This window comes from Burkholderia sp. Bp9143, from assembly GCF_003853645.1.
Taxonomy (GTDB): domain Bacteria; phylum Pseudomonadota; class Gammaproteobacteria; order Burkholderiales; family Burkholderiaceae; genus Burkholderia.
The window spans coordinates 96,209-117,952 of the sequence record NZ_QTPO01000022.1 but is presented as its reverse complement, the minus strand read 5'-3'; the positions used below and the strand labels follow the sequence as shown (position 1 = coordinate 117,952).

Genomic DNA, 21,744 nt, shown 5'->3' with positions numbered 1-21,744 from the left:
AAATCTCTCCGCATGTTGACGGCGTGGTTGCAGCGTACCGGACGCGGTGCTTGCTCATGTCGCGCAGTTGGGTCGCTCGTCAGTCGGGCGGATTCCTCAAACCAGTGAACGAAGCAGTTGCAAGGAGAGACGATGAACCTGAACGATACGAGCCAGTTGCCGGTCAACGCGCTCGGAAGCGTACCCCGCTTCGATTCGGTAGACGAAGCGCAGACATACCTTACGCAACACGGCGTCAAGTATGTGCTCGCCCAATTCGTCGACATTCACGGCGTGGCCAAGGCGAAGTCGGTGCCGGTCGCGCATCTGAACAGCGTGCTGACCGCGGGGGCCGGCTTTGCGGGCTTCGCGATCTGGGGGGTCGGTATCGAGCCGAACGGGCCGGACTACATGGCGGTCGGCGATCTTGCGACGCTGACGCCGGTGCCGTGGCAGTCCGGACTCGCGCGGATCGCTTGCGACGGTCACGTGGACGGCGCACCGTGGGTGTTCGATTCGCGGGTGACGCTGAAGAAGCAGGTTGCCCGCCTGACCGAGCGCGGATGGACGCTTTTTACCGGTCTCGAGCCCGAATTTTCGCTGTTGAAGCGTTCGGTGTCGGGCGTGCTCGAGCCTTGCGACCCGAGCGATACGCTGGCGAAGCCCTGCTACGACTACAAGGGGCTGTCCCGCACGCGTGTGTTCCTGGAAAAGCTCACCGAATCGCTGCGCGCGGTCGGCATCGACGTCTACCAGATCGATCACGAGGATGCGAACGGGCAGTTCGAGATCAACTACACGTACACCGATTGCCTGACGTCGTGCGATCACTACGTGTTCTTCAAGATGGCCGCGTCGGAAATCGCGAACGAGCTCGGAATGATCTGTTCGTTCATGCCGAAGCCATTCGCAAACCGCCCGGGCAACGGCATGCACATGCACATGTCGATCGGCGACGGCAAGCGCAACCTGTTTGCCGACGACGGCGATGCGCTCGGCATGGGCCTGTCGGCACTCGGTTACCGGTTCACGGCGGGCCTGCTCGCGCACGCGCCCGCGCTGACGGCGCTTTGCAACCCGACGGTGAACTCGTACAAGCGTCTCGTCGTCGGGCGCTCGCTGACCGGCGCGACCTGGGCGCCGGCCTACATCAGCTATGGCGACAACAATCGATCGACGATGGTGCGCATGCCAGGCGGCCGGATCGAGCTGCGTCTGCCGGACGGCGCATGCAATCCGTATCTCGCGACGGCAGCCGTGATCGCCGCCGGGCTCGACGGCATCGACCGTGACCTGTCGCCGGGGGCGCCCGCGAACGAGAACCTGTATGAGTGGCCCGCGCAGAAACTCCGCGAACACGGCATCGGCGTGCTGCCGCAGAACCTCGGCGAGGCACTCGATGCGCTCGAAGCCGATCGGACGATCCGCGATGCGCTCGGGCCGGTGGTCAACGAATTCCTCAAGCTCAAGCGGATGGAGTGGCTGGAATACATGCGCCACGTATCGGACTGGGAAATCAAGCAGTACGTCGAATTTTTCTGAGGAGCAAGCAACATGTGTGGAATCGTAGGATTGCTGGTCAAGACACCGGCGTTGCGTGACCGGCTCGGCGAGCTGATGGTGCCGATGCTGATCGGCATGACCGAACGGGGCCCGGACTCGGCTGGTCTCGCGGTGTTCGGCGACGTGGTCGAGCCGGACCAGCGCAAGCTGAGCTTGTACTCGGGCTTTACGGATGAAGGTGAGCATTTCCCGTGGGATGTGCTGCTCGACCGGCTGAAGGCGTCCGTCGATGCGGCGGCGCGCGTCGATGCAAAGGGGAACCACGCGGTGCTGACCGTCCACGCGCAGGCCGATACGGTCAGGCACTGGCTGAGCGAGCACTACCCGCACGTATACGTGCTGTCGGCCGGGCGCTCGATCGACCTGTACAAGGACATCGGGCTGCCCGCGGACATCGCCGCACGTTATGCGTTCGGCGGCCTCAAGGGTTCGCACCTGGTCGGCCATACACGGATGGCGACGGAGTCCGCCGTGACTCCGGATCGCGCGCATCCGTTTACGGCCGGCGAGGATTTCTGCCTGGTCCACAACGGCTCGCTGTCGAACCCCTACGGCGTGCGCCGGAAACTCGAGCCGAAGGGCATTCACTTCGATACCGACAACGACACCGAGGCGGCGTGCCGCTTCCTCGAATGGCGGCTGCGCGAGGGCGACACGCTTCCCGTCGCGCTGCAGAAGGGCTTCGAGGAGCTCGACGGCTTCTACACGTTCCTGATGGGTACGCCGACCGAGCTGGCGCTGATTCGCGACCCGTTCGCGTGCAAGCCGGCCGTCGTCGCCGAGAACGACGACTACGTCGCAATCGCGTCGGAGTTCCGCTCGCTTGCGCATCTGCCCGACATCAAGAACGCCAAGGTATTCGAACCCGCACCCGAGGAGATGTACGTATGGAACGCATGACATTCGACCTGGACAGCGCAACTGTCCGGGACGTCAATCAGTACCTGCATGGCAGTGCGGACGTGCTCGCCGGCCAGGCGGTCGTCGTGGCCTCGCCGAACGGCGCGCACAACATCGCGGTCGGCGTCGATGCCGACGTGACCGTGACGATCGATGGCCACGCCGGCTATTACGCCGGCGGCATGAACAAGCGCGCGACGATCGTCATCGAGGGCAGCGCCGGTACGGGCGTCGCGGAAAACATGATGAGCGGCAAGGTGCACGTGAAGGGCTTCGCGTCGAACGGCGCGGGCGCATCCGCGCACGGCGGGCTGCTCGTGATCGACGGCGATGCGGGGTTGCGTTGCGGTATCTCGCTGAAGGGCGGCGACATCGTCGTCGGCGGTTCGGTGGGCAGCTTCTCCGCATTCATGGCCCAGGCCGGCCGCATGGTGATTTGCGGCGACGCGGGCGATGCGCTCGGCGATTCGTTGTATGAAGCCGTGCTCTACGTGAAGGGCGACGTGAAGTCGCTCGGCGCGGACGCGCAGTTCGAGCCAATGGCCGACGCCGACGTCAGCGCCGTCGCGGCGCTGCTCGACGCGGCCGGGCTCGACCACGATCCGCGTGCGTTCAAGCGCATCGCTTCGGCCCGCACGCTCTACCACTGGAACGCCGACGCGAACCAGGAATATTGAATCCACGCTCCATCGAGAAAACGCCATGGAAGTCAAACCCATTCATTTCGCCCGCTTGCAGCAGGAAGAGTCGTACGGCTACGACCGCAAGACGATCGATTACATCCACACGGCCGCTCAACGCGGTTTATACGAGATCCGTGGTCTGGGCGCAAAGCGTCGCGTGCCGCATTTCGACGATCTGCTGTTCCTCGGCGCGTCGCTGTCGCGCTATCCGCTCGAAGGTTATCGCGAGAAGTGCACGTCGCAGACCGTACTTGGCACGCGCTTCGCAAAGAAGCCCGTCGTGCTCGACATCCCGATCACCGTGGCGGGGATGAGCTTCGGCGCGCTCTCGGCGAACGTCAAGGAAGCGCTCGGCCGTGCAGCCACGGAGGTGGGTACGTCGACGACGACCGGTGACGGCGGGATGACGCAGGAAGAGCGCAGTTCGTCGAAGACGCTGGTCTACCAGTGCCTGCCGTCGCGCTACGGGTTCAATCCCGACGACGTGCGTCGTGCGGATGCGATCGAGGTCGTGATCGGGCAAGGCGCTAAACCGGGCGGTGGCGGCATGCTGCTCGGGCAGAAGGTCAATCCGCGCGTGGCCTCGATGCGCACGCTGCCGGCTGGCGTCGACCAGCGCTCGGCAAGCCGCCATCCGGACTGGACCGGCCCGGACGATCTCGCGATCAAGATCCAGGAACTGCGCGAGATCACCGACTGGGAAAAGCCGATCTACGTGAAGGTCGGGGCAACACGCACGTTCAACGACGTGAAGCTCGCGGTGCATGCGGGTGCGGATGTCGTCGTGGTCGATGGCATGCAGGGCGGCACGGCAGCGACCCAGACTTGCTTCATCGAGAACGTCGGCATCCCGACGCTGGCGGCGGTTCGCCAGGCCGTCGATGCGCTCGAGGACCTGAACATGAAGGGGCAGGTTCAACTGATCGTATCGGGTGGTATCCGCACGGGGGCGGATGTCGCGAAGGCGCTCGCACTCGGCGCGGATGCCGTCGCGATCGGCCAGGGGGTCCTGATGGCGCTCGGTTGCAACAGCGAGTCCTACTTCCAGGACGGCATGCTGCATTCGGCCGTGGCCGATTATGCGGCACTCCATACGTCGCCGGGTTTCTGTCACCACTGCCACACCGGCAAGTGCCCGGTCGGCGTGACGACGCAGGACGCAGTCCTGGAAAAGCGTCTCGAACCGGAAGAGGGCGCGCGTCGCGTGCGGAACTACCTGAAGACGCTGAACATGGAGCTGACGACCATCGCACGCGCATGCGGCAAGCAGAACGTGCACCACCTCGAGCGCGAAGATCTCGTCGCGCTGACGGTCGAGGCGGCCGGAATGGCGCGGGTGCCGCTTGCCGGCACGTCGTGGATTCCGGGTGGGCGCGAGTGATCCCGGAATGTCCGTGTGCGTAACGGGGCGCCGCATAGGCATGCGGCGTTCCGTCATCGACAGGTTCAGGCCATGCGACTCGCGCGGTGAACCCGCGTCGTGTTGCGTTCATTCCCGATATTGCTGGTTTGTCATCAGTTCGCGCGTGCGTCCCGGTGCGGTGCACGCCTTTGTTCGAGGAAACGACACATGAAAAAAATGACTGGCTGGATTTTATGGGCTTGGCTTGGGCTGCTTGCGCTGCCCGTGCTCGCGGATGACAAGGTGGCAGCCGCAGTGCCGGTGCCGAACAAGGGTGACACCGCGTGGATGATCGTCGCGACGCTGCTCGTCGTGATGATGGCGGCGCCAGGGCTCGGGCTCTTTTACGGTGGCATGGTGCGAGCGAAGAACATGCTGTCGATCCTGATGCAGACACTCGTGGTGTTCTGCCTGCTCGGCGTACTGTGGGCCGTTTATGGTTACAGCATCGCCTTTACCGAAGGAAATGCGTTTTTCGGTGGGTTGAGCAAGGCGTTCCTCGCCGGGATCACGCCGGATTCGACTGCCGCGACGTTCAGCAAGGGCGTCGTCATTCCGGAGTTTATCTACGTGTCGTTCCAGTTGACGTTCGCAGCGATCACGCCAGCGCTGATCGTTGGCGGCATCGCCGAGCGTGCGAAGTTCTCCGCGGTGTTGATGTTCATGGTTCTGTGGTTCACGTTCTCGTATCTGCCTGTCGCTCACATGGTCTGGTACTGGCCTGGTCCCGACGCTTATACGAGTGCGGCCGCGGGCGACAAGGCGACCGCAACGGCGGGCTTCCTGTTCCAGAAGGGGGCAATCGATTTTGCTGGCGGGACCGTCGTGCACATCAACGCAGGCATTGCCGCGCTCGTCGGCGCAATCATGATTGGCAAGCGCACTGGATTCGGACGCGAGACCATGGCGCCGCACAGTTTGACGATGACGATGATTGGCGGGTCGCTGCTGTGGGTCGGCTGGTTCGGCTTCAACGTCGGCTCCGCACTCGAGGCCAGCGGTGCGGCGACACTCGCGTTCGTCACGACCTTGCTGGCCACGTGCGCGGCCACGGTTTCGTGGACCTTTGTCGAGTGGGCGGCGAAGAAGAAGCCCTCCATGCTTGGCGCGGTATCGGGCGCGATCGCAGGCCTCGTCGTGATCACGCCGGCATGCGGTTACGTAGGACCGATGGGTGCTATCGCCATGGGCTTGATTGCGGGTGCCGTGTGCTATTGGGGTGTAAACGGCCTGAAGCGCATGATCGGTGTGGACGATTCGCTCGACGTCTTCGGCGTGCATTGCATCGGTGGGATCGTCGGCGCGTTGTTGACGGGCGTGTTTGCGTCGCCTTCGCTCGGCGGCACGGGCATCTACGACTACGTCGCGAATAAGGTGGCTGACTATCACATCGCCGATCAGGTTATCGCGCAGTGCTGGGGTGTCGGGACTTCACTTGTCTGGTCCGCATTTGTGTCGGTCGTTGCGTTCAAGCTCGTCGACATGACGATCGGCCTACGCGTTGACCACGAGCGCGAACGGGAAGGGCTCGACGTCAGTTCGCACGGCGAGACGGCTTACCACTCTTGAACACAGTGTGGCAACAATGCGTTGTGCTTCGGCATTGCACCAATACCCGGCATGCTGCATCTCCCTCTGGTTCGCGCGCGCCGCACGCGGGCACCGTGCGGGGCATCACGTACCGCACGGTGTCGTCGATCGTGCCGTTCGGTGGTCGCGGGCTATCCCGGCTCGGTCGTGAGGGAGGCTTCGATGAGGTGCTTGACTAGATGCGGACGGAATCGGTGTGTATCCGCACCTCGAATGAGCCAGCGATTCGGCAACGCAGGCGTACGCGCCGTAGATCCCGGCGCTGATGGAAGAGATGGAAAACAAGGTCATGAAGCCCGCGCCGTTCTCGCTGCTCGCATGGGCGGTATGCGACTCGGGCCCAACGCTGTTATCCCGTTCTATGGAGTTTGAGATGAGCATCAGATTGACTTTATTCGCAGCGCGCCTGGTGGTTGCGTGCGCAGTTATGTCCGCAACGCTGGACGCCAGCGCCAGCGATCTGGTCGTGTTCACGAGCTGGGGCGGCACGACGCAGTCGGCGCAGCAGAAGAGCTGGGTACCCGGATTCACGCAGGCGACCGGCGCGAGCGTCGTGATGGACGGGCCGACCGACTACGGCAAGTTCAAGGCGATGGTCGAAAGCGGCAACGTGAGCTGGGACGTCGTCGACGTCGAAGGCGATTTCGCTTATGCGGCGCAGAAGGCCGGGTTGGTTGAGCCAATCGATTTCTCGGTCGTCAAGAAGGACAGTCTCGATCCGCGCTTCGTTTCGCCGACCGCGGTCGGGAGCTTTTACTACTCGTTTGTGCTCGGCTATAACAAGAGCAGATACAAAGGCGCGCAGCCGTCGACCTGGAGCGACCTGTTCGACACCAAGCGCTTCCCCGGTAAGCGAACGCTGTACAAGTGGTCCGCCCCGGGTGTGCTCGAGAGCGCGTTGCTCGCGGACGGCGTCGCACCGGACAAGCTTTATCCGTTAGACCTCGATCGAGCATTCCGCAAGCTCGATACGATCAAGGGTGACATCGTGTGGTGGAGTGGTGGCGCGCAGTCCCAGCAACTCCTCGCGTCCGGCGAAGCGCCGCTCGGCCTATTCTGGAACGGCCGCGTGCACGCGCTCGAGCAGACCGGTGTGCCGGTCGGGATCTCGTGGAACCAGAACCTCACTGCGGCCGACATGCTCGTCATACCGAAGGGGGCGAAGCACAAGGCCGAGGCGATGAAGTTCCTCGCGGCGGCGACGAGCGCGGAATCTCAGGCGAAGTTCGCGGCGGAGACAGGCTACGCGCCGATCAACCTGAAATCCGCCGCGCTGATGCCTGCTGCGGCCGCGCAGAACCTGCCGGATCAGCACCAGACGTCGCAGATCAATCTCGACATGAAGTACTGGGCCGACAACCGCGAGGCGATCGGCAAGCGCTGGTACGCGTGGCAGTCAAAGTGACGCGCGGGGATCGACGAAGTCGTTCGGAGGCACCATGGCTAACGTATTGAGGTCCGTCGTGCATCCGCGCACGGCGACGAAGCGCGATCGGCGCGACTGGCAGAACATCCGATTGCTGATTCCGGCACTGCTGCTGCTGGTGATCTTCTTCCTGCTGCCGGTGCTGTCGCTGCTGCTGCGCAGCGTGCTCGAGCCGACGCCCGGGCTGCAGAACTATGCGCAGCTCGTCGGCTCGACGACCTACCTGCGCGTGTTCGGCAACACGTTTCTGGTCGCGTCGGTGGTCACGGTCGTGACGCTCGCGGTCGGCTTCCCGACCGCCTGGCTGCTCGCGATCGCGCCGCGCCGGATCAGCGCGCTGCTGTTCGCGATCCTGCTGCTGTCGATGTGGACCAACCTGCTCGCGCGGACCTTCGCGTGGATGGTGCTGCTTCAGGGAACGGGGCCAATCAATCGTCTGCTGATGGCGACCGGGCTTATCAGCGAGCCGCTCGCGCTCGTCAACAACCTGGTAGGCGTCACGATCGGCATGACCTACATCATGCTGCCGTTCATCGTGATGCCGCTGCATGCGACGCTGCGCGCGCTCGACCCGTCGACGCTGCGCGCTGCTGCGATCTGCGGCGCGAGCCGATGGCAGGCGTTCTGGCGCGTGCTCGTGCCGCTCGCACTGCCCGGCATCGCGAGCGGCACGCTGATGGTATTCGTGATGGCCCTCGGCTATTTCGTCACGCCTGCGTTGCTCGGGGGGCCCTCGTACATGATGCTTGCCGAACTGATCGCGCAACTCGTCCAGTCGCTCCTGAACTGGGGACTCGCCGGTGCCGCCGCACTGGTGCTGCTGACCGTGACGCTCGGGTTGTACGCGCTGCAGTTGCGCCTGACCGGCGCCGCGAGGCCCGGCTTCGGAGGACGCTGACATGTTGCTCGATTTCGACCGTCTTGGCGGCTTGCGCTGGATCCTGATCGCCATCGGTTGCGCGGTGGGACTGTTCCTGCTGCTGCCGATCCTGTTCATCGTCGCGCTGTCGTTCGGTGATTCGCAGTGGCTGATCTTTCCGCCGCCCGGCTGGACACTGACCTGGTACCGGCAGCTCCTGACCGACTCCGACTGGCTCGATTCGCTGCTCACGAGCGCACAGGTGGCCGTGATCGTCACCGTGCTGTCGGTGTCGATCGGGTTCCTCGCGTCGCTGGCGCTTGTGCGCGGGAAGTTTCGCGGCCGCTCGTTCGTACAGGCCTTCTTCATCACGCCGATGGTGCTGCCAGTGGTCGTGCTGGCGGTTGCGCTCTATGCGTTCGTGCTGCGCATCGGCCTGAACGGCACGATGACGGGCTTTGTGATCGGCCATCTGATTCTCGCGCTGCCGTTCTCGATCATCTCGATCAGCAATTCGCTCGCGAGCTTCGATGTGACGGTCGAGGATGCGGCATTGATTTGCGGCGCGTCACCGCTCGAGGTCAAGTGGCGCGTGACGCTGCCCGCGATCCGGCTCGGCCTGCTCGCAGCGGCGATCTTCTCGTTCCTTGCATCGTGGGACGAGGTGGTCGTATCGATCTTCATGGCGAGCCCGACCTTGCAGACGTTGCCGGTGCGGATCTGGGCCACGTTGCGCCAGGACCTGACGCCGGTCGTGGCTGCCGCGTCATCGTTGCTTGTTGGACTGACGGCCGTACTGATGTGTGCTGGCGCCTTGGTGCGTCGCGCGCGGTAGACAGAGGATGAAAACCATGAACGCCGAATTTCTGCAGATCCAGCACTTGCGCAAGACCTATGACGACGTCGTCGCGATTGACAGCGTGTCGCTGGACGTACGCAAGGGGGAATTCATGACTTTCCTGGGGCCGTCGGGATCGGGCAAGAGCACGACGCTCTATATCGTCGCGGGATTCCAGGAGCCGACCGAAGGGCGCGTGATGCTCGACGGCAAGCCGCTGCTGGCGGTGCCGCCGAATCAGCGGAACATCGGCATGGTGTTCCAGCGTTATACGCTGTTTCCGCACCTGAGCGTGGCCGAGAACGTCGCGTTTCCGCTGAGGGTGAGGCGGCGTCCGGACGCCGAGGTCAAGAACAAGGTCGAGCGCATGCTCAAGCTCGTGCATTTGTTCGAATGCCGAGACCGCATGCCGGCGCAGCTGTCGGGCGGGCAGCAGCAGCGGGTCGCGATTGCGCGTGCACTGGCGTACGATCCGCCGCTGCTGCTGATGGACGAGCCGCTGTCGGCGCTCGACAAGAAGCTGCGAGAGGAAATCCAGCTCGAGCTGCGCCGGATTCATCAGGAAACGGGCGTCACGATCCTCTACGTGACGCACGACCAGGAAGAGGCGCTGCGGCTGTCCGATCGCATCGCCGTGTTCAACCAGGGCCGCATTGAACAGGTCGGCACCGGTGAGGCGCTCTATGCGAATCCGACCTCCCGGTTCGTCGCCGGTTTCATCGGCAACTCGAATTTCCTGCCGGTGCGGTTGACGTCGAACGGGAGTGGGCGGGCCGGCGGCGTGTTTCCGAACGGCCATCCCGCCGAGGCCGACGCGTGCGGTCCGGTGCCGGCAGGCATCGACGGAACGCTGATGATCCGCCCCGAGCAGATGCGACTGCATGCGCACCGCAGCGGGCAGTCAGGCGGTGGGCTTCCTGTGACGGTGCGTGACATCACGTATCTCGGCGATGCGATGCATTACGCGGTCGCGACGCCGTGGCAGCAGGAGATCGGGATCCGCATGCCGGCTGGTCGGCATCATGGAGCAGGGCTCGCGATCGGTGCCGAGGCGGTTGTCGAGTGGGATACGGGTGACGCCCGGTTTTTTGCACAGCCCTGAAGAACGCGACGACCTTGGGCACTTCATCGCCCAAGATCGAGGCGTTACCGAAGCGCGGCCTAGCGCTGCACAACGCGATTTCCCGACGCGTGTTTCACGCCGGATCAGCGGCTCGCCGAGTGCCGCATCACTGCTGCCTCTTTAGGGCGCGCACCGGCCAGAACTAAAAATACGAGTTGACTGAACGAACAATGGCGTCGGAAAAAGTGTAGCGGCGATATGCAATGTCGTCTTCTAGCCATAGAGAGATGTCGCGTTTCCGAACTGGCAAGCTGCTGGCTTGAGGGGCGGTCGTTTTCTTCGGCCTATCCGAGCACCACGTCCGCGCCGCTCTCGCTCGAGCGCAGGATCGCGATACAGATCTCGAGCGTGTCCTTCGCCCATTCGCCGTCGTGAAGCGGCGCGTGCCCGGCGACGACGGCACCATACAGTTCGTCGATGACTTCCGCGCGTGGCACGGCAGGCGAAGGCAGCGGCAGTGTGTCGCGCCGTTGGTCGCCGTAGACGACGATCGAATCGGGCAGCGGCCGCAGGTCCGCACCTTCGCACGACACGATTACCGGGCCGAAATGCTGGTGATGGCGCGGCGGCTCGTCGTCGTCGGCTGGCGGCGGCATGTATGCCGATCCGCCGTAGGTTCCGGCCGCCTTCAGCGTCGCTTCGTCCTGCGACGACGCAAGCGTCGCGAGACGACGGCGCGCGGCGCCATACGCATCGGGCCGCGTGTGGCCTCCCATCTCGCCGATCCAGCCGGTCCACTCGTCGCTGTTGAAGTGGCCATAGCCGTTGTACGACAGCGACGCATACGCACCGTTCTCGAACCAGATCAGCGCGGAATACGCGCCTTCGGTGGGCCGCGACGCATCCCACCGGCCGACGCTCGCGCGCAGCCTGACCGCGCGCGATCCGGCGAGCAGGCGCACGATGTCGACCTGATGGGCGGCCTGGCTGAACACGGCGCCGCCGCCCTCGGCCGTCAGCAGCTCTTCGGGGCGGCGCGGGCGGTACAGGTAATCGGTGTAGTTGAACGCCTGGATCATCTTCACCGTGCCGAAATCGCCGAGACCGATCAGCTCGCGCGTGCGCAGGTACGGCGTATCGAAGCTGTGGCAGTGGCCGACGATCAGGTGCACGTTCGCCGCGCGGCACGCCGCGATCATCCGGTCGCAGTCGGCCGCGTCGAGCGCCATCGGCTTTTCCACGAGCACGTGTTTGCCCTTCGCCGCGGCGATCTCCGTATGTCGCGCGTGGAACTGGTGCGGACTCGCGACGTAGATGACTTCCACGTCCGGGTCGTCGGCCAGCGCCGGCACGTCCGCATACGTTCGCGCGCCGAAGTCCGCCGCGAAGCGATCGCGCGCCTCGACACGCGGATCGCACGCGGCGACGAGCTGAACCCGCGGATCTCGCAGGAACGTCGGCAGCATCAGTGAGAATGCCCGCCCGAGTCCCGCTACTCCAATGCGCAAGCGACGCTGCGTCATGGCCCTGTTCCTCCGGTTATGGCGACACCTGATAGTCGGTCGCGGCGACCGCCGGCTGGTCGGCCGGCTGCGGATGCTTCGTGCTGACATGGCGGACCGCATGCGTGCGCCAGTCGATTTCCTTCGGCACGATCGCCTGGTACGCGCAGATCTCCGGCGGAATCGAATTCGCGCCCGTGCCGATTGCGTCGACGCCCTGCCGGAATTCGGCGATCGCGTCCAGCATGCGTCGCCGAAACTCGACGATCGCGAGATCGCTCGCGCCGAGCCGTTCGTCCGAGCGGTTCGCGATCGGCCCCATCGTCACCCACATCGCGATGTCCTGGTTCGGGAAACCCGCGATCCCCGTGAAATTGCCGGCCGCCATCGCCGCACGGTCCTGCCAGAAGCGGTTTTCGTGATTGCGCAGCGGACGGTAGCGTGCGTCGAGGTCGACACCGACCTGCTGGCGCAGGAACTTGCGCCAGGTCTCGGTTTCCGGCGTGGTCTCGGCATCGCCCCATGCGATGAAGTAGAACGCGGTGTTCGTGTCGTCCATCGGCACATTGATGTTCGCGACGTTGTACAGATTGTTCGGCGGAATCAGCACGGTGGCCGGCGCGACGAACACCGTCGAGCGAACATAGTCGTGCGTCGTCGCGTTGACGATCGGACGGCGCAGCGCGGCATATCGGAAGCCGTAGCCGGTGCGCTCGACCTGCAGGCGCGGCGCCTTGTCCGTGGACGGGCGCAGCCAGTTCTTCGACGTGGCTTCCGCACCGCCGACGCGCGCGGGCACGAAGTCCGACGAATGCAGGCTCGAGCTGTGCGCGGAATCGATCGCGCCTTCGAGGATCTGAGCCCAGTTGCACGGCAGCAGCGCTTTCGCGATGCTCACGCGGGTGTCGGCGGTCGGCGCCCAGGCGGGTGCGACGAAGTCGGGCACGGCATCCTGCGGACCCATGTACGCCCAGACCATGCCGCCCCATTCATGAGTGGGATAGGCCTTGTGCTTGACCTTGTCCGTCATGCAGCTGGATGCAGGCTCCGACACCATTTCGATCACATTGCCCTTCACGTCGAACTTCCAGCCGTGATACAGGCAGCGCAGCCCGCAGTCCTCGTTCCTGCCGTACACGAGCGACGCGCGCCGATGCGGGCAATACTCGTCCATCACGCCGACGCTGCCCTCGGTGTCGCGAAACACGACCAGGTCCTCGCCGAAGACACGCGCCTTCACGGGCGCACCGTCCGGCTCGCTCACTTCCTCGATCAGGCAAACCGGCGTCCAGTGGCGACGCATCAGTCGCCCCATCGGGGCATCGCCTTCGACGCGGCACAGCAGCTCGTTTTCTTCGTGGGTCAACATGGGATGTCTCCTGGCGATACTTCGCCTCTATCAATGAATATTTCCGAAGCGGATCGGCCTTCCGGCAACCGTGGCCGGCGCCCGCAAGGGGAGGGGTCTCTAGAGATCCAGCACCAGTTCGCCGGATCGCGCGCGCGACACGCAGACCATGATCTGCGTCTCCCTCTCGTCGTCACGCAACACCAGGTCGCGATGATCGGCTTCGCCCGAGCAGAGCCTGGTCCGGCACGACCCGCAGGTGCCGCTTTCGCACGAACTCGGAACGCGGACGTCGGCGGCGCGCAGCACGTCGAGGATCGAGCGATCGGTCGGGATGTCGAAGCAGGCGCCGCTGCTTTTCAGGCGGACCGTGAACGGCGTGTTGTCCCGTGCGGCCGCGTTGCCCGCGCCGAAGCTCTCGAAGTGGACGGTGCCGGACGGCCAGTGGCCGGTCATGTCGCGCACGGCATCCATCAAGGCCTGCGGGCCGCAGCAGTAGACGTGTTCCGGCTTCGGCCGCTCGAACAGCTTCCAGAAGTCGAACGATCTCGACGGATCGCCGAAGTCGTGGTGAATCGTCACCACGGAGCGCCATTCGTCACTGCCGAGTTCGTCGAGAAATGCGGTGCTCTCCGGGTCGCGTGCGAGGTAGATCAGCCGGAACCGCCTGAGGCCTTCGGTCTTCAATTGCCGGGCCATCGACAGCATCGGCGTAATGCCGATACCGCCTGCGACGAGCGTGAATGCCTTGGCGCGTTCGTCGAGCGGAAATTCATTTCGCGGCAGCGACACGGCGATCGCGTCGCCCGTGCACGTTTCGTCGACGAGGCTCATCGAGCCGCCGCGCCCGTTGCCGTCGCGCTTCACCGCGATCACATAGCGGTCGCGCTCCCGTGAATCGTTGCAAAGCGAATAGCTGCGCCGCGCGCCGTTGGGCACGACGACGGTCAGGTTCGCGCCGGCTTCGAACGGCGGCAACGGCGCACCTTGCGGGTCGACCAACTCGAAGCGCCAGATGTCGCGCGCAATGTTGTCCTTCTCCGCAATCTTCAGACGCAGAAAGCCGTCTTCGTCGGTGGTCATGTCCGTCTCCTTCTGTCCGATTCGATTTCCTTCGGCACTCGCCATGAGCGCATCATATTATTAGAGATCTAACAAAGCAAGCGCGTGACGAGCGAATCGCCGTGTTTCACGCGTCGGTATAAACCCGCTCTTGTCATCGGGGCAGGCACTTCGTAGTCTTATAGTTAGACGTCTAATTATACTGATGCGGACGCAATGCAATGCAGCGCGTCCGACGCTTGGCGAGTACGCACGCTCGCGTTCGCCGACCCCATGAGTGGCACCTGGAGACACGCAGAAATGGCAGATTCAACGTTGAGCTACGAGAACGCGACCCTACCGCCGGTCGCCGATTCGGCGGTCGTGGAAGCGACTTATCGCAAGGTCACATTCAGGTTGATGACCTTCCTGTTCCTGTGCTGGGTGCTGAACTATCTCGATCGCGTCAACGTCAGCTTCGCGCAGTTGCAGTTGAAGCACGACCTCGGCCTGAGCGATGCCGCATACGGGCTCGGCGTGAGCCTGTTCTTCATCGGCTACATCCTGCTGGAAGTGCCGAGCACGCTATTGCTCAGGCGAATCGGCGCGCGCCGGACCGTGACGCGGATCATGCTGCTATGGGGCGCGATTTCAACGGCGATGGCGTTCATGACCGCACCGTGGCAGTTCTACCTTGCACGCACGTTGCTGGGTGCGGCGGAGGCGGGCTTCTGGCCGGGGATCATTCTCTATCTGTCGTACTGGTATCCGGCGAAACGGCGTGCGCGCATCACGTCGCGGTTCCTGCTGGCGATTGCGGTTGCGGGCATCATCGGCGGCCCGCTGTCCGGATTCATCCTGCAGAATTTCGTCGATGTCTGGGGCTTTCGCAACTGGCAGTGGCTGTTCTTTCTGGAAGGCCTGCCGGCCGTCATCACCGGCATCGTCGCGTGGTTCTACCTGACCGACAGGCCGCAGGATGCGGCGTGGCTGACCGACGAACAGAAGCGGATCGTCGTGGGCGCGCTGGAGGACGACAACCGGCAAAAGCCGCACGATGCACCGAGCCGCCTTCTCGTCGCGCTGCGCGACCCGCGCGTGTACGTGATCGCGGCCGGCTGGGCCACGGTGCCGGTGTGCGGCACCATCCTCAATTACTGGACCCCCACGATCATCAAGCAGACCGGCGTGTCCAACCTGCTGCAGATCGGCATGCTGTCGGCGCTGCCGTACATCGTCGGCGCCGTCGCGATGCTGTGGATCGCGCGCAGCTCCGACCTGCGTCTCGAGCGGCGCTGGCACTTCGTGCTGTCGGCGACGGCAGGCGCGACAGGCGCCGTGCTGCTGACGCTCGTCACGCACGACTGGCCGGTCGCGATCGTGTGCCTGAGCCTCATATCGGTCAGCTATTTCGCGGCGGCGGCCATCATCTGGACCATTCCGCCGACCTACCTGAAAGGCGAGGCCGCGGCCGGCGGCATCGGCGTGATCAGCAGCCTCGGGCAGGTCGGTGCGTTCTTCGCGCCGAACGTCCTCGGCTGGGTCAAGAGCGTGACCGGCAGTTTCTCGGCGGGCATCCTGCTCGTGGCCGCGTTCGTTTTCATCGGCGGCATCGTCGTGTTCTTCGGTGTCCCGCGCGCGCGGCAGGCATCGCGGCCCGGCGCATGATCGCGCGCGCTCCCCTTTTTTCGATAGTCAGACAGGAACAGCAATGAGCAAGCTTCAACTTTCCATCGCGGTGGGCAACTATGACCGGATGCGTCCGCTGATCGATGGCGACGTGCAGATCGACGGCGTGGACCCCGTGTTCATGCTGCAGGACCCGGAGGAGATCTTCTTTCGCGCGTTCCGGCATGCGGACTACGACGTTTGCGAGCTGTCGCTCAGCAGCTATTCCGTGAAGACGGCGGCCGGCACGTCGCCGTACATTGCGGTGCCGGTCTTTCCGTCGCGCGCGTTCCGGCACAGCTCGATCTACGTGCGCGCGGATCGCGGCATCGACCGGCCGGAAGACCTGAAGGGCAAGTGCATCGGCGTGCCGGAATACCAGCTCACGGCCAACGTCTGGGTTCGGCTGTTTCTCGAGGAGGAGTACGGTGTGAAGGCATCGGACATCCGCTGGGTGCGCGGCGGCTACGAGGATCCGACGCGCGTGGAAAAGATCGCGCTGAAGTTGCCCGAAGGCGTCGTGCTGGAGAATGCGCCGGAAGGGCGCACGATCTCGAACCTGCTGGCGGACGGTGAGATCGACGGCGTGATCGGGCCGCGTGCGCCATCGTGTTTCGAGCGCGGACATCCGCAGGTCAAGTATCTGTTCGACGATCCGCAACGGAGCGCGGCCGAATGGTATGCACGCAGGAAGCTCTTTCCGATCATGCATACGCTCGGGATCCGGCGGACGCTCGCGGACCGGCACCCGTGGCTGCCGGGCGCGATCGCCAAGGCGTTCGAGCAGTCGAAGGCGACCGCGCTCGCGCGCCTGAGCGACACGTCGGCCACCAAGGTGACGCTGCCGTTCATCGAGGATCAACTGCGCAACGCGCGCCGCCTGATGGGCGACGACTTCTGGTCGTACGGCTTCGCGCAGAACGAGCACGTGATCGACCGGTTCCTCGCGCGGCACCATGCGGAAGGCCTGTCGAGCCGTCGGTTGCAGCCGGCCGAGCTGTTCCATCCGGCGAGCCTCGAAAGCTTCAAGATCTGACGCGGGGCGCGGCCATGCCGTTCGCTGCAGCAGCGTCGCCAGTGGCTTGCCCGCCGGGTAAAGCGATATGATTGTCACCACTTCGGTTACAACGACGGCGAGGATGGTATGGCAGCAACACGTTCTTCGGGCAAGGGCCGTGACCCCGGCGCGAACCCGATCCTTCGGCACTGGCGCGACGCGGTGCCGGACGATCGTCTTGCCCACCTGGTGAAGGACGCGGCCCGCGCGATGATTCGCGGGCTGCAGATGCGCCTGGCGCAGCATGAAGTGTCGTTCGGTCACTGGGCGTATCTGCGTGTGCTGTGGGAAACCGACGGATTGACGCAGAAGGAACTCAGCGACGAGACCGGCACCACGACGCCCACCACGTTCAGCGCGGTGTCGGCGATGGAAAAGCTCGGCTACGTCGAGCGCCGCTATGCACCGGACAATCGGAAGAACACGCACGTGTACCTCACGCCGCGCGGCAAGGCGCTGAAGGGCAAGCTCGTGCCGCTCGCGGAAGAGGTCAACGAGATCAGCGTCAACGGGCTGAAGGCGACCGAGATCAACGTCGCGCGCAAGGTGCTGCTGACGATCATCGAAAACATGGCACGCGATGAAGCCGAATCGGACGATCCGGCGCGGCGGATTCCGTCGACGCGCGAAGTCGGCAACCTGATCGCGACGCGCGGGGAAGAGTGACAAAACGGCGGTCATGCGCCGCCGCACTCAGGTCAATCCCCGGGTGGTCATTTTATTAAATCTCTAATAATATTGGTTCCGTGCCGGCGTGCGGTCGCGAGCGACTGCGTGCTGCCTTCCCTGCTGATGATACGGAACCCTGAATGGATGAAACGACCCGCGCGGCAATGGTGCGCAATGTCCGCGATGCACTCCTGGAAGATGTCGGCGACGTCGACTGGACTTCGGTGCTGATCGATCCCGGCACGGCGTGCGAAGCGATGCTCACCGTGCGCGAGCCGGCCGTGCTGTGCGGCCGGCCCTGGTTCGACGAAACGCTGCTTCAGGTGGACCCGCGTATCGCGGTCGAGTGGTTCGCCGACGAAGGCGAACGGATGCGCGAAGGGCAGATCGTCTGCCGGATAGCGGGTCCGGCGCGCGGCCTGCTGACCGCCGAGCGGACGGCACTCAATTTCCTTCAGCTTCTTTCCGGCGTGGCGACCGTGACATGCGCGATGGCCCGCATCGTCGAAGGCACGGCGGCGCATGTGCTCGATACGAGAAAGACGCTGCCGGGGTTGCGCCTGGCGCAGAAGTACGCGGTGCGGGTCGGTGGCGGCAGGAACCATCGGCTCGGGTTGTACGACGGCATCCTGATCAAGGAAAACCACGTCGCTGCCGGCGGCGGAATCGCGTCGACGATCCGGGCCGCGCACGCGCTCGGTGCCGGCGTGCCGCTGCAGGTCGAGGTCGAGACGCTGAGCGAACTGGCGGAAGCATTGGCGGCCGGTGCCGGGTCGATCCTGCTCGACAATTTCTCGCTGGAACAGATGCGCGAAGCCGTGCGTATCGCCGACGGGCGAGCGGAGCTTGAAGTATCCGGTGGCGTCACGCCGGATACGCTGCGCGCCATTGCGGAGACCGGCGTTCACCGCATTTCCGTGGGTGCGCTGACGAAGCACGTCACGGCGATCGATTTTTCGCTGCGATTCTCGACGCTTGCCGCGTCGGTTGAACGGGAATCGGTCGCCGAGTCGATTTCGGCGTCGAGCGCGCCCGACTTGAAAGGCTGACGAATACGCGATTGGCGAGCTTCGTTTTCCATACGCAAATATTTCAAGAATACTAAGTATGACTGAGTGAACGATTTACCAGAGGAGACGAGATGAAGGCAGGGAAATGGATCGTAATGACCGCCGGGCTGGGTATGGCCGGCACGGCATTCGCGCAAAGCAGCGTGACGCTTTACGGGTTGCTCGACGTGGGGCTGAACTATCAAGGCAATGCGGGCGGCAAGTCGCTCTACAACATGACATCGGGCATGCTGAACGGCGACCGGTTCGGATTGCTCGGCAAGGAGGATCTGGGCGGCGGCCTTGCGGCGGTATTCCGGCTGGAAAACGGTTTCGACATCACCAACGGCAAGCTGGGGCAGGGCGGGCTGCTGTTCGGGCGGCAGGCGTATGTCGGCCTGTCGAGCAGATCGTACGGCACGGTGACGCTCGGCCGCCAATACGATGAAATTGTCGAGTTCGTCAATCCGTTCGCCGTGGCGAATACGTGGGGCGGTCCCGCGCTCGGGCATCCCGGTGACGTCGACCAGATGGCGCATACCAATCGCGTCAACAGTTCCATCAAGTACGTGAGCCCGGAATTCCAAGGTTTCACGGTCGGCGGGCTGTACGGGATCGGCGGCGTGCCGGGGGACTTCTCGCGAAACCAGGTTTTTTCGGTGGGTGCGGGTTATCGGCGCGGGCCATTCTCGGCGGGTGTCGGCTATTTGAACGTGCGGCAGCCGAACGTGTCGTTCTGGGGCGATTCCGGTGCGCCGGCAGCCGTATCGAACGGCGTGCCGGGCGCGAATTTCGCCGGATCGCCGGTAACGACAGGGTTTGCGTCCGCGCATTCGCTTCAGGCGCTTGCAGCAGGGGCCCAATATCAGATGGGGCGCGTGACGCTCGGCGCGAACTACTCGAACACGCAGTTCCGCGGTCTCGGCGATCGATCGGCGGGGCCGGTGCCGGCAGGCGGCATCGGCGGGACAGCGACCTTCAATACGGGCGAAATCAACTTCTCGTGGCAGGCCACGCCGGCGATATTGCTCGGTCTAGACTATCAGTAAACCAAAACGTCTGGGGTGGCTGGGCATACGGGTGCGAGCTACAACGAAGCGGCGCTCGGCGCATCGTACTCGCTGTCCAAGACCACGCAACTCTATGTGATCGGCGTCTACGAGAAGACCAGCGGAACCGATTCGACCGGCCATGATGCGGTTGCGTCGATCTACAACCTGTCGCCGTCGACGACGAATCACCAGGTGTATGCGCGCGTCGGGATTCAGAAGCGGTTCTGATGACAGATGTGCCGTAGCGGCGGCTCGGTGCGACGCCGGAACGGCGGGACTCATACCCGCCGTTCCTGCTTCCGGCCAATTCAATAAATCGCGTACACCTTCCGCAACGGCTCGATGACGTCCCACCGTCCCGTCCATCCCGGCGGCAGGATCACGAGGTCGCCGGCGCCGATCTCGATCACTTCGCCGCTCGCCTCGTCGGTCAGGTTCGCACGGCCCGAGAGGATGTACGTGAACTCCGTATCGGGCCGATCGACGACTGGCCAGCCGCCCGGCTGGCATTCCCAGATCCCCAGGTTGCCGACGGCGTCGGGCGCGAGGCGCTGAATCGCGATTTGCGGATCGCCGCGGTCCGCGCCGGCGCGCTGGCCGGCGGCGGTCAGCGTGGCGTAGGCGATCTGGCCGGCCTTGACGATGGTGAATGTCTTCATCTGATGCTCCTGCTCAGTGCGCACCGGTCAGCTTCTCGAGAAGCTGGGCCGTGCGCGAGGGTTGACGGGTCAGCTTCTCTTCGGCGTCGCTGAACCCCGCTGCAAAAAGACCGCTGTTGACGCCGAGCCAGCGCAGCGGCTCGGGCTCCCAGGCCGGGGACGTGTGATTCACGAGCGGCAGCCGGTTGATCGATTCGTCCATGCCGAGAATCAGGTTGCGCAGGATCCGGCCGGCCAGGTTGCTGGTCGCCACGCCGTCGCCGACGTAGTTGCCGGCCCACGCGATGCGCGTACGCGGATCCATGCTGACGGTCGGGCACCAGTCGCGCGACACGCCGAGCGCGCCGCCCCAGCGGTGCGTGACGGTCGCATCGGCCAGTTCCGGGAAGAATTCGACCATCGCCGCATGGATCTTCGCGTGCGCATGGCCGATCTGGTCGTCGCCATCCGACATCCGCGATCCCCATTGGTACGGCGCGCCGCGCCCGCCGAACACGAGTCGGCCCTCGGCCGTGACCTGGCCGTACACGCGCAGGTGGCGCATGTCGTTGAACGCGAGCCGGTGGTCGAGCCGCAGCGACTGCCGCAGCGACAGCGGCAGCGGTTCGGTTGCCAGCACCAGCGAGTAGAGCGGAATCACCGAGCGGCGATGCTCCAATTGCTGGCACGAGAATGCCTCGGTCGCGCGCACGATCGTTTCGGCCTTCACGTTTCCTGCCGCGGTGCGGATGAAGCCGGGCCCGATGCCCGTCACTTCCGAATGCTCGTAGATGCGCGCGCCAATGCTTTCGACGAGTCGTGCAAGTGCATGCACGAGCTTGCCGGGATGAATCAGCGCGCAATGCTCGGTGTACAGCGCGCCGAGCACGCCGCGCGCGCCGATCCGTGCCTGGGCCTCGGAGGCGTCGAGCGCGCACCACTGGTCCGGCAGCCCGAAGCGCGCCGAGGCCTCGACGGCTGCGGCGACGCGCGATAGTTGCGCGGCGCTGCGCGCGAGCGACAAGAAGCCCTCTTTCTTGTAGTCGGCGTCGATGCCTTCGAGTGCGAGGATGTGGCCGATCTCGTCGACCGTTTTGTTCATCGCGGCCTGGAGCCGCAGCGCGGCGTCGTGCGAATACATCTGCGCGACGCGCGGCAGCGAGATCGGGAAGATCGCCGACGCCCATCCGCCGTTGCGCCCCGACGCGCCGAACCCGACGACCTCGCGTTCGACCAGCACGACGCGCAGCGACGGCTGCGCCTTCAGCAGGTAGTAGGCCGTCCACAACGCCGTGTAACCGGCGCCGACGATCGCGACGTCCGCGTCGACCTGGCCGGCCAGCGCGCTGCGCGCGCGGGCGGCCTGGTGCCACAGCGGCTTGATCGGCAGTTTCAACAGTTCAACTTCAGCTTGCAT

The 21,744-nt window shown here is 64.6% G+C and carries 18 protein-coding genes and 1 pseudogene; 14 read left to right on the top strand and 5 right to left on the bottom strand.

Translation table 11 applies throughout. The features are described from left to right. Positions 1 to 132 precede the first annotated feature (132 nt). From glnT to DIE23_RS18380, 9 genes are all read left to right on the top strand, one after another. Positions 133 to 1,521, top strand: coding sequence for a type III glutamate--ammonia ligase (glnT, locus tag DIE23_RS18420; protein WP_185646485.1), 1,389 nt, complete (start codon positions 133 to 135; stop codon positions 1,519 to 1,521). A 12-nt stretch (positions 1,522 to 1,533) separates the two neighbouring features. Next, positions 1,534 to 2,442: a glutamine amidotransferase family protein gene (locus DIE23_RS18415; protein ID WP_124613438.1), complete on the top strand. Its 909-nt coding sequence runs from the start codon at positions 1,534 to 1,536 to the stop codon at positions 2,440 to 2,442. Next, the gene (locus DIE23_RS18410) at positions 2,430 to 3,119 is read left to right on the top strand and encodes a protein glxC (protein WP_124613437.1); all 690 of its coding nucleotides are present in this window, start codon (positions 2,430 to 2,432) and stop codon (positions 3,117 to 3,119) included. Before DIE23_RS18415 ends, DIE23_RS18410 begins: the two co-directional genes overlap by 13 nt. Positions 3,120 to 3,144: 25 nt before the next feature. Next, positions 3,145 to 4,506, top strand: a complete 1,362-nt coding sequence (locus DIE23_RS18405) for an FMN-binding glutamate synthase family protein (protein ID WP_124502117.1) — start codon at positions 3,145 to 3,147, stop codon at positions 4,504 to 4,506. Between the two features lie 189 nt (positions 4,507 to 4,695). Next, a complete protein-coding gene (locus DIE23_RS18400; RefSeq protein WP_185646487.1) occupies positions 4,696 to 6,096 on the top strand; it encodes an ammonium transporter in 1,401 nt (466 codons plus the stop codon). Positions 6,097 to 6,544: 448 nt separating this feature from the next. Continuing rightward, positions 6,545 to 7,522: an ABC transporter substrate-binding protein gene (locus DIE23_RS18395; RefSeq protein ID WP_260436106.1), complete on the top strand. Its 978-nt coding sequence runs from the start codon at positions 6,545 to 6,547 to the stop codon at positions 7,520 to 7,522. A gap of 34 nt (positions 7,523 to 7,556) precedes the next feature. Beyond that, the gene (locus tag DIE23_RS18390; protein WP_124613434.1) at positions 7,557 to 8,441 is read left to right on the top strand and encodes an ABC transporter permease; all 885 of its coding nucleotides are present in this window, start codon (positions 7,557 to 7,559) and stop codon (positions 8,439 to 8,441) included. A gap of 1 nt (position 8,442) precedes the next feature. Further along, a complete protein-coding gene (locus tag DIE23_RS18385; protein ID WP_124613433.1) occupies positions 8,443 to 9,237 on the top strand; it encodes an ABC transporter permease in 795 nt (264 codons plus the stop codon). 16 nt (positions 9,238 to 9,253) lie between these two features. Then, entirely contained in the window at positions 9,254 to 10,342 is a 1,089-nt protein-coding gene (locus DIE23_RS18380) for an ABC transporter ATP-binding protein (protein ID WP_124613432.1), read from the top strand. A gap of 305 nt (positions 10,343 to 10,647) precedes the next feature. Here the strand turns inward: DIE23_RS18380 and DIE23_RS18375 are convergent, their stop codons facing one another. From DIE23_RS18375 to DIE23_RS18365, 3 genes are all read right to left on the bottom strand, one after another. Then, positions 10,648 to 11,826 (bottom strand): Gfo/Idh/MocA family protein, encoded by a 1,179-nt coding sequence (locus DIE23_RS18375; protein WP_124613431.1) that lies wholly within the window; start codon positions 11,824 to 11,826, stop codon positions 10,648 to 10,650. 16 nt (positions 11,827 to 11,842) lie between these two features. Continuing rightward, entirely contained in the window at positions 11,843 to 13,174 is a 1,332-nt protein-coding gene (locus tag DIE23_RS18370) for a Rieske 2Fe-2S domain-containing protein (protein WP_124613430.1), read from the bottom strand. 99 nt (positions 13,175 to 13,273) lie between these two features. Further along, positions 13,274 to 14,236: a PDR/VanB family oxidoreductase gene (locus DIE23_RS18365; RefSeq protein WP_124613429.1), complete on the bottom strand. Its 963-nt coding sequence runs from the start codon at positions 14,234 to 14,236 to the stop codon at positions 13,274 to 13,276. A gap of 279 nt (positions 14,237 to 14,515) precedes the next feature. Between DIE23_RS18365 and DIE23_RS18360 the strand changes: the two genes are divergently transcribed. The 5 genes and pseudogenes from DIE23_RS18360 to DIE23_RS18340 all read left to right on the top strand — a co-directional run bounded on the left by DIE23_RS18360 (position 14,516) and on the right by DIE23_RS18340 (position 19,917). Continuing rightward, positions 14,516 to 15,862 carry an MFS transporter gene (locus tag DIE23_RS18360; RefSeq protein WP_124613428.1) on the top strand — a complete coding sequence of 449 codons (1,347 nt, stop codon included), beginning with the start codon at positions 14,516 to 14,518 and terminating at the stop codon, positions 15,860 to 15,862. A 43-nt stretch (positions 15,863 to 15,905) separates the two neighbouring features. Further along, entirely contained in the window at positions 15,906 to 16,898 is a 993-nt protein-coding gene (locus DIE23_RS18355; protein WP_124613427.1) for an ABC transporter substrate-binding protein, read from the top strand. Positions 16,899 to 17,006: 108 nt separating this feature from the next. Further along, positions 17,007 to 17,585 carry a MarR family winged helix-turn-helix transcriptional regulator gene (locus tag DIE23_RS18350; protein ID WP_124613426.1) on the top strand — a complete coding sequence of 193 codons (579 nt, stop codon included), beginning with the start codon at positions 17,007 to 17,009 and terminating at the stop codon, positions 17,583 to 17,585. 143 nt (positions 17,586 to 17,728) lie between these two features. Continuing rightward, positions 17,729 to 18,637, top strand: coding sequence for a carboxylating nicotinate-nucleotide diphosphorylase (gene nadC / locus DIE23_RS18345; protein ID WP_124613425.1), 909 nt, complete (start codon positions 17,729 to 17,731; stop codon positions 18,635 to 18,637). A 92-nt stretch (positions 18,638 to 18,729) separates the two neighbouring features. Continuing rightward, positions 18,730 to 19,917 (top strand): annotated as a pseudogene (locus DIE23_RS18340) (porin). Positions 19,918 to 19,997: 80 nt separating this feature from the next. Here DIE23_RS18340 and DIE23_RS18335 read toward each other — a convergent pair. Both DIE23_RS18335 and DIE23_RS18330 read right to left on the bottom strand, forming a co-directional pair. Continuing rightward, positions 19,998 to 20,348 carry a cupin domain-containing protein gene (locus DIE23_RS18335; protein ID WP_124613424.1) on the bottom strand — a complete coding sequence of 117 codons (351 nt, stop codon included), beginning with the start codon at positions 20,346 to 20,348 and terminating at the stop codon, positions 19,998 to 20,000. A gap of 13 nt (positions 20,349 to 20,361) precedes the next feature. Further along, complete coding sequence (locus DIE23_RS18330; RefSeq protein WP_124613423.1) at positions 20,362 to 21,744, bottom strand: FAD-binding oxidoreductase; 1,383 nt, start codon at positions 21,742 to 21,744, stop codon at positions 20,362 to 20,364.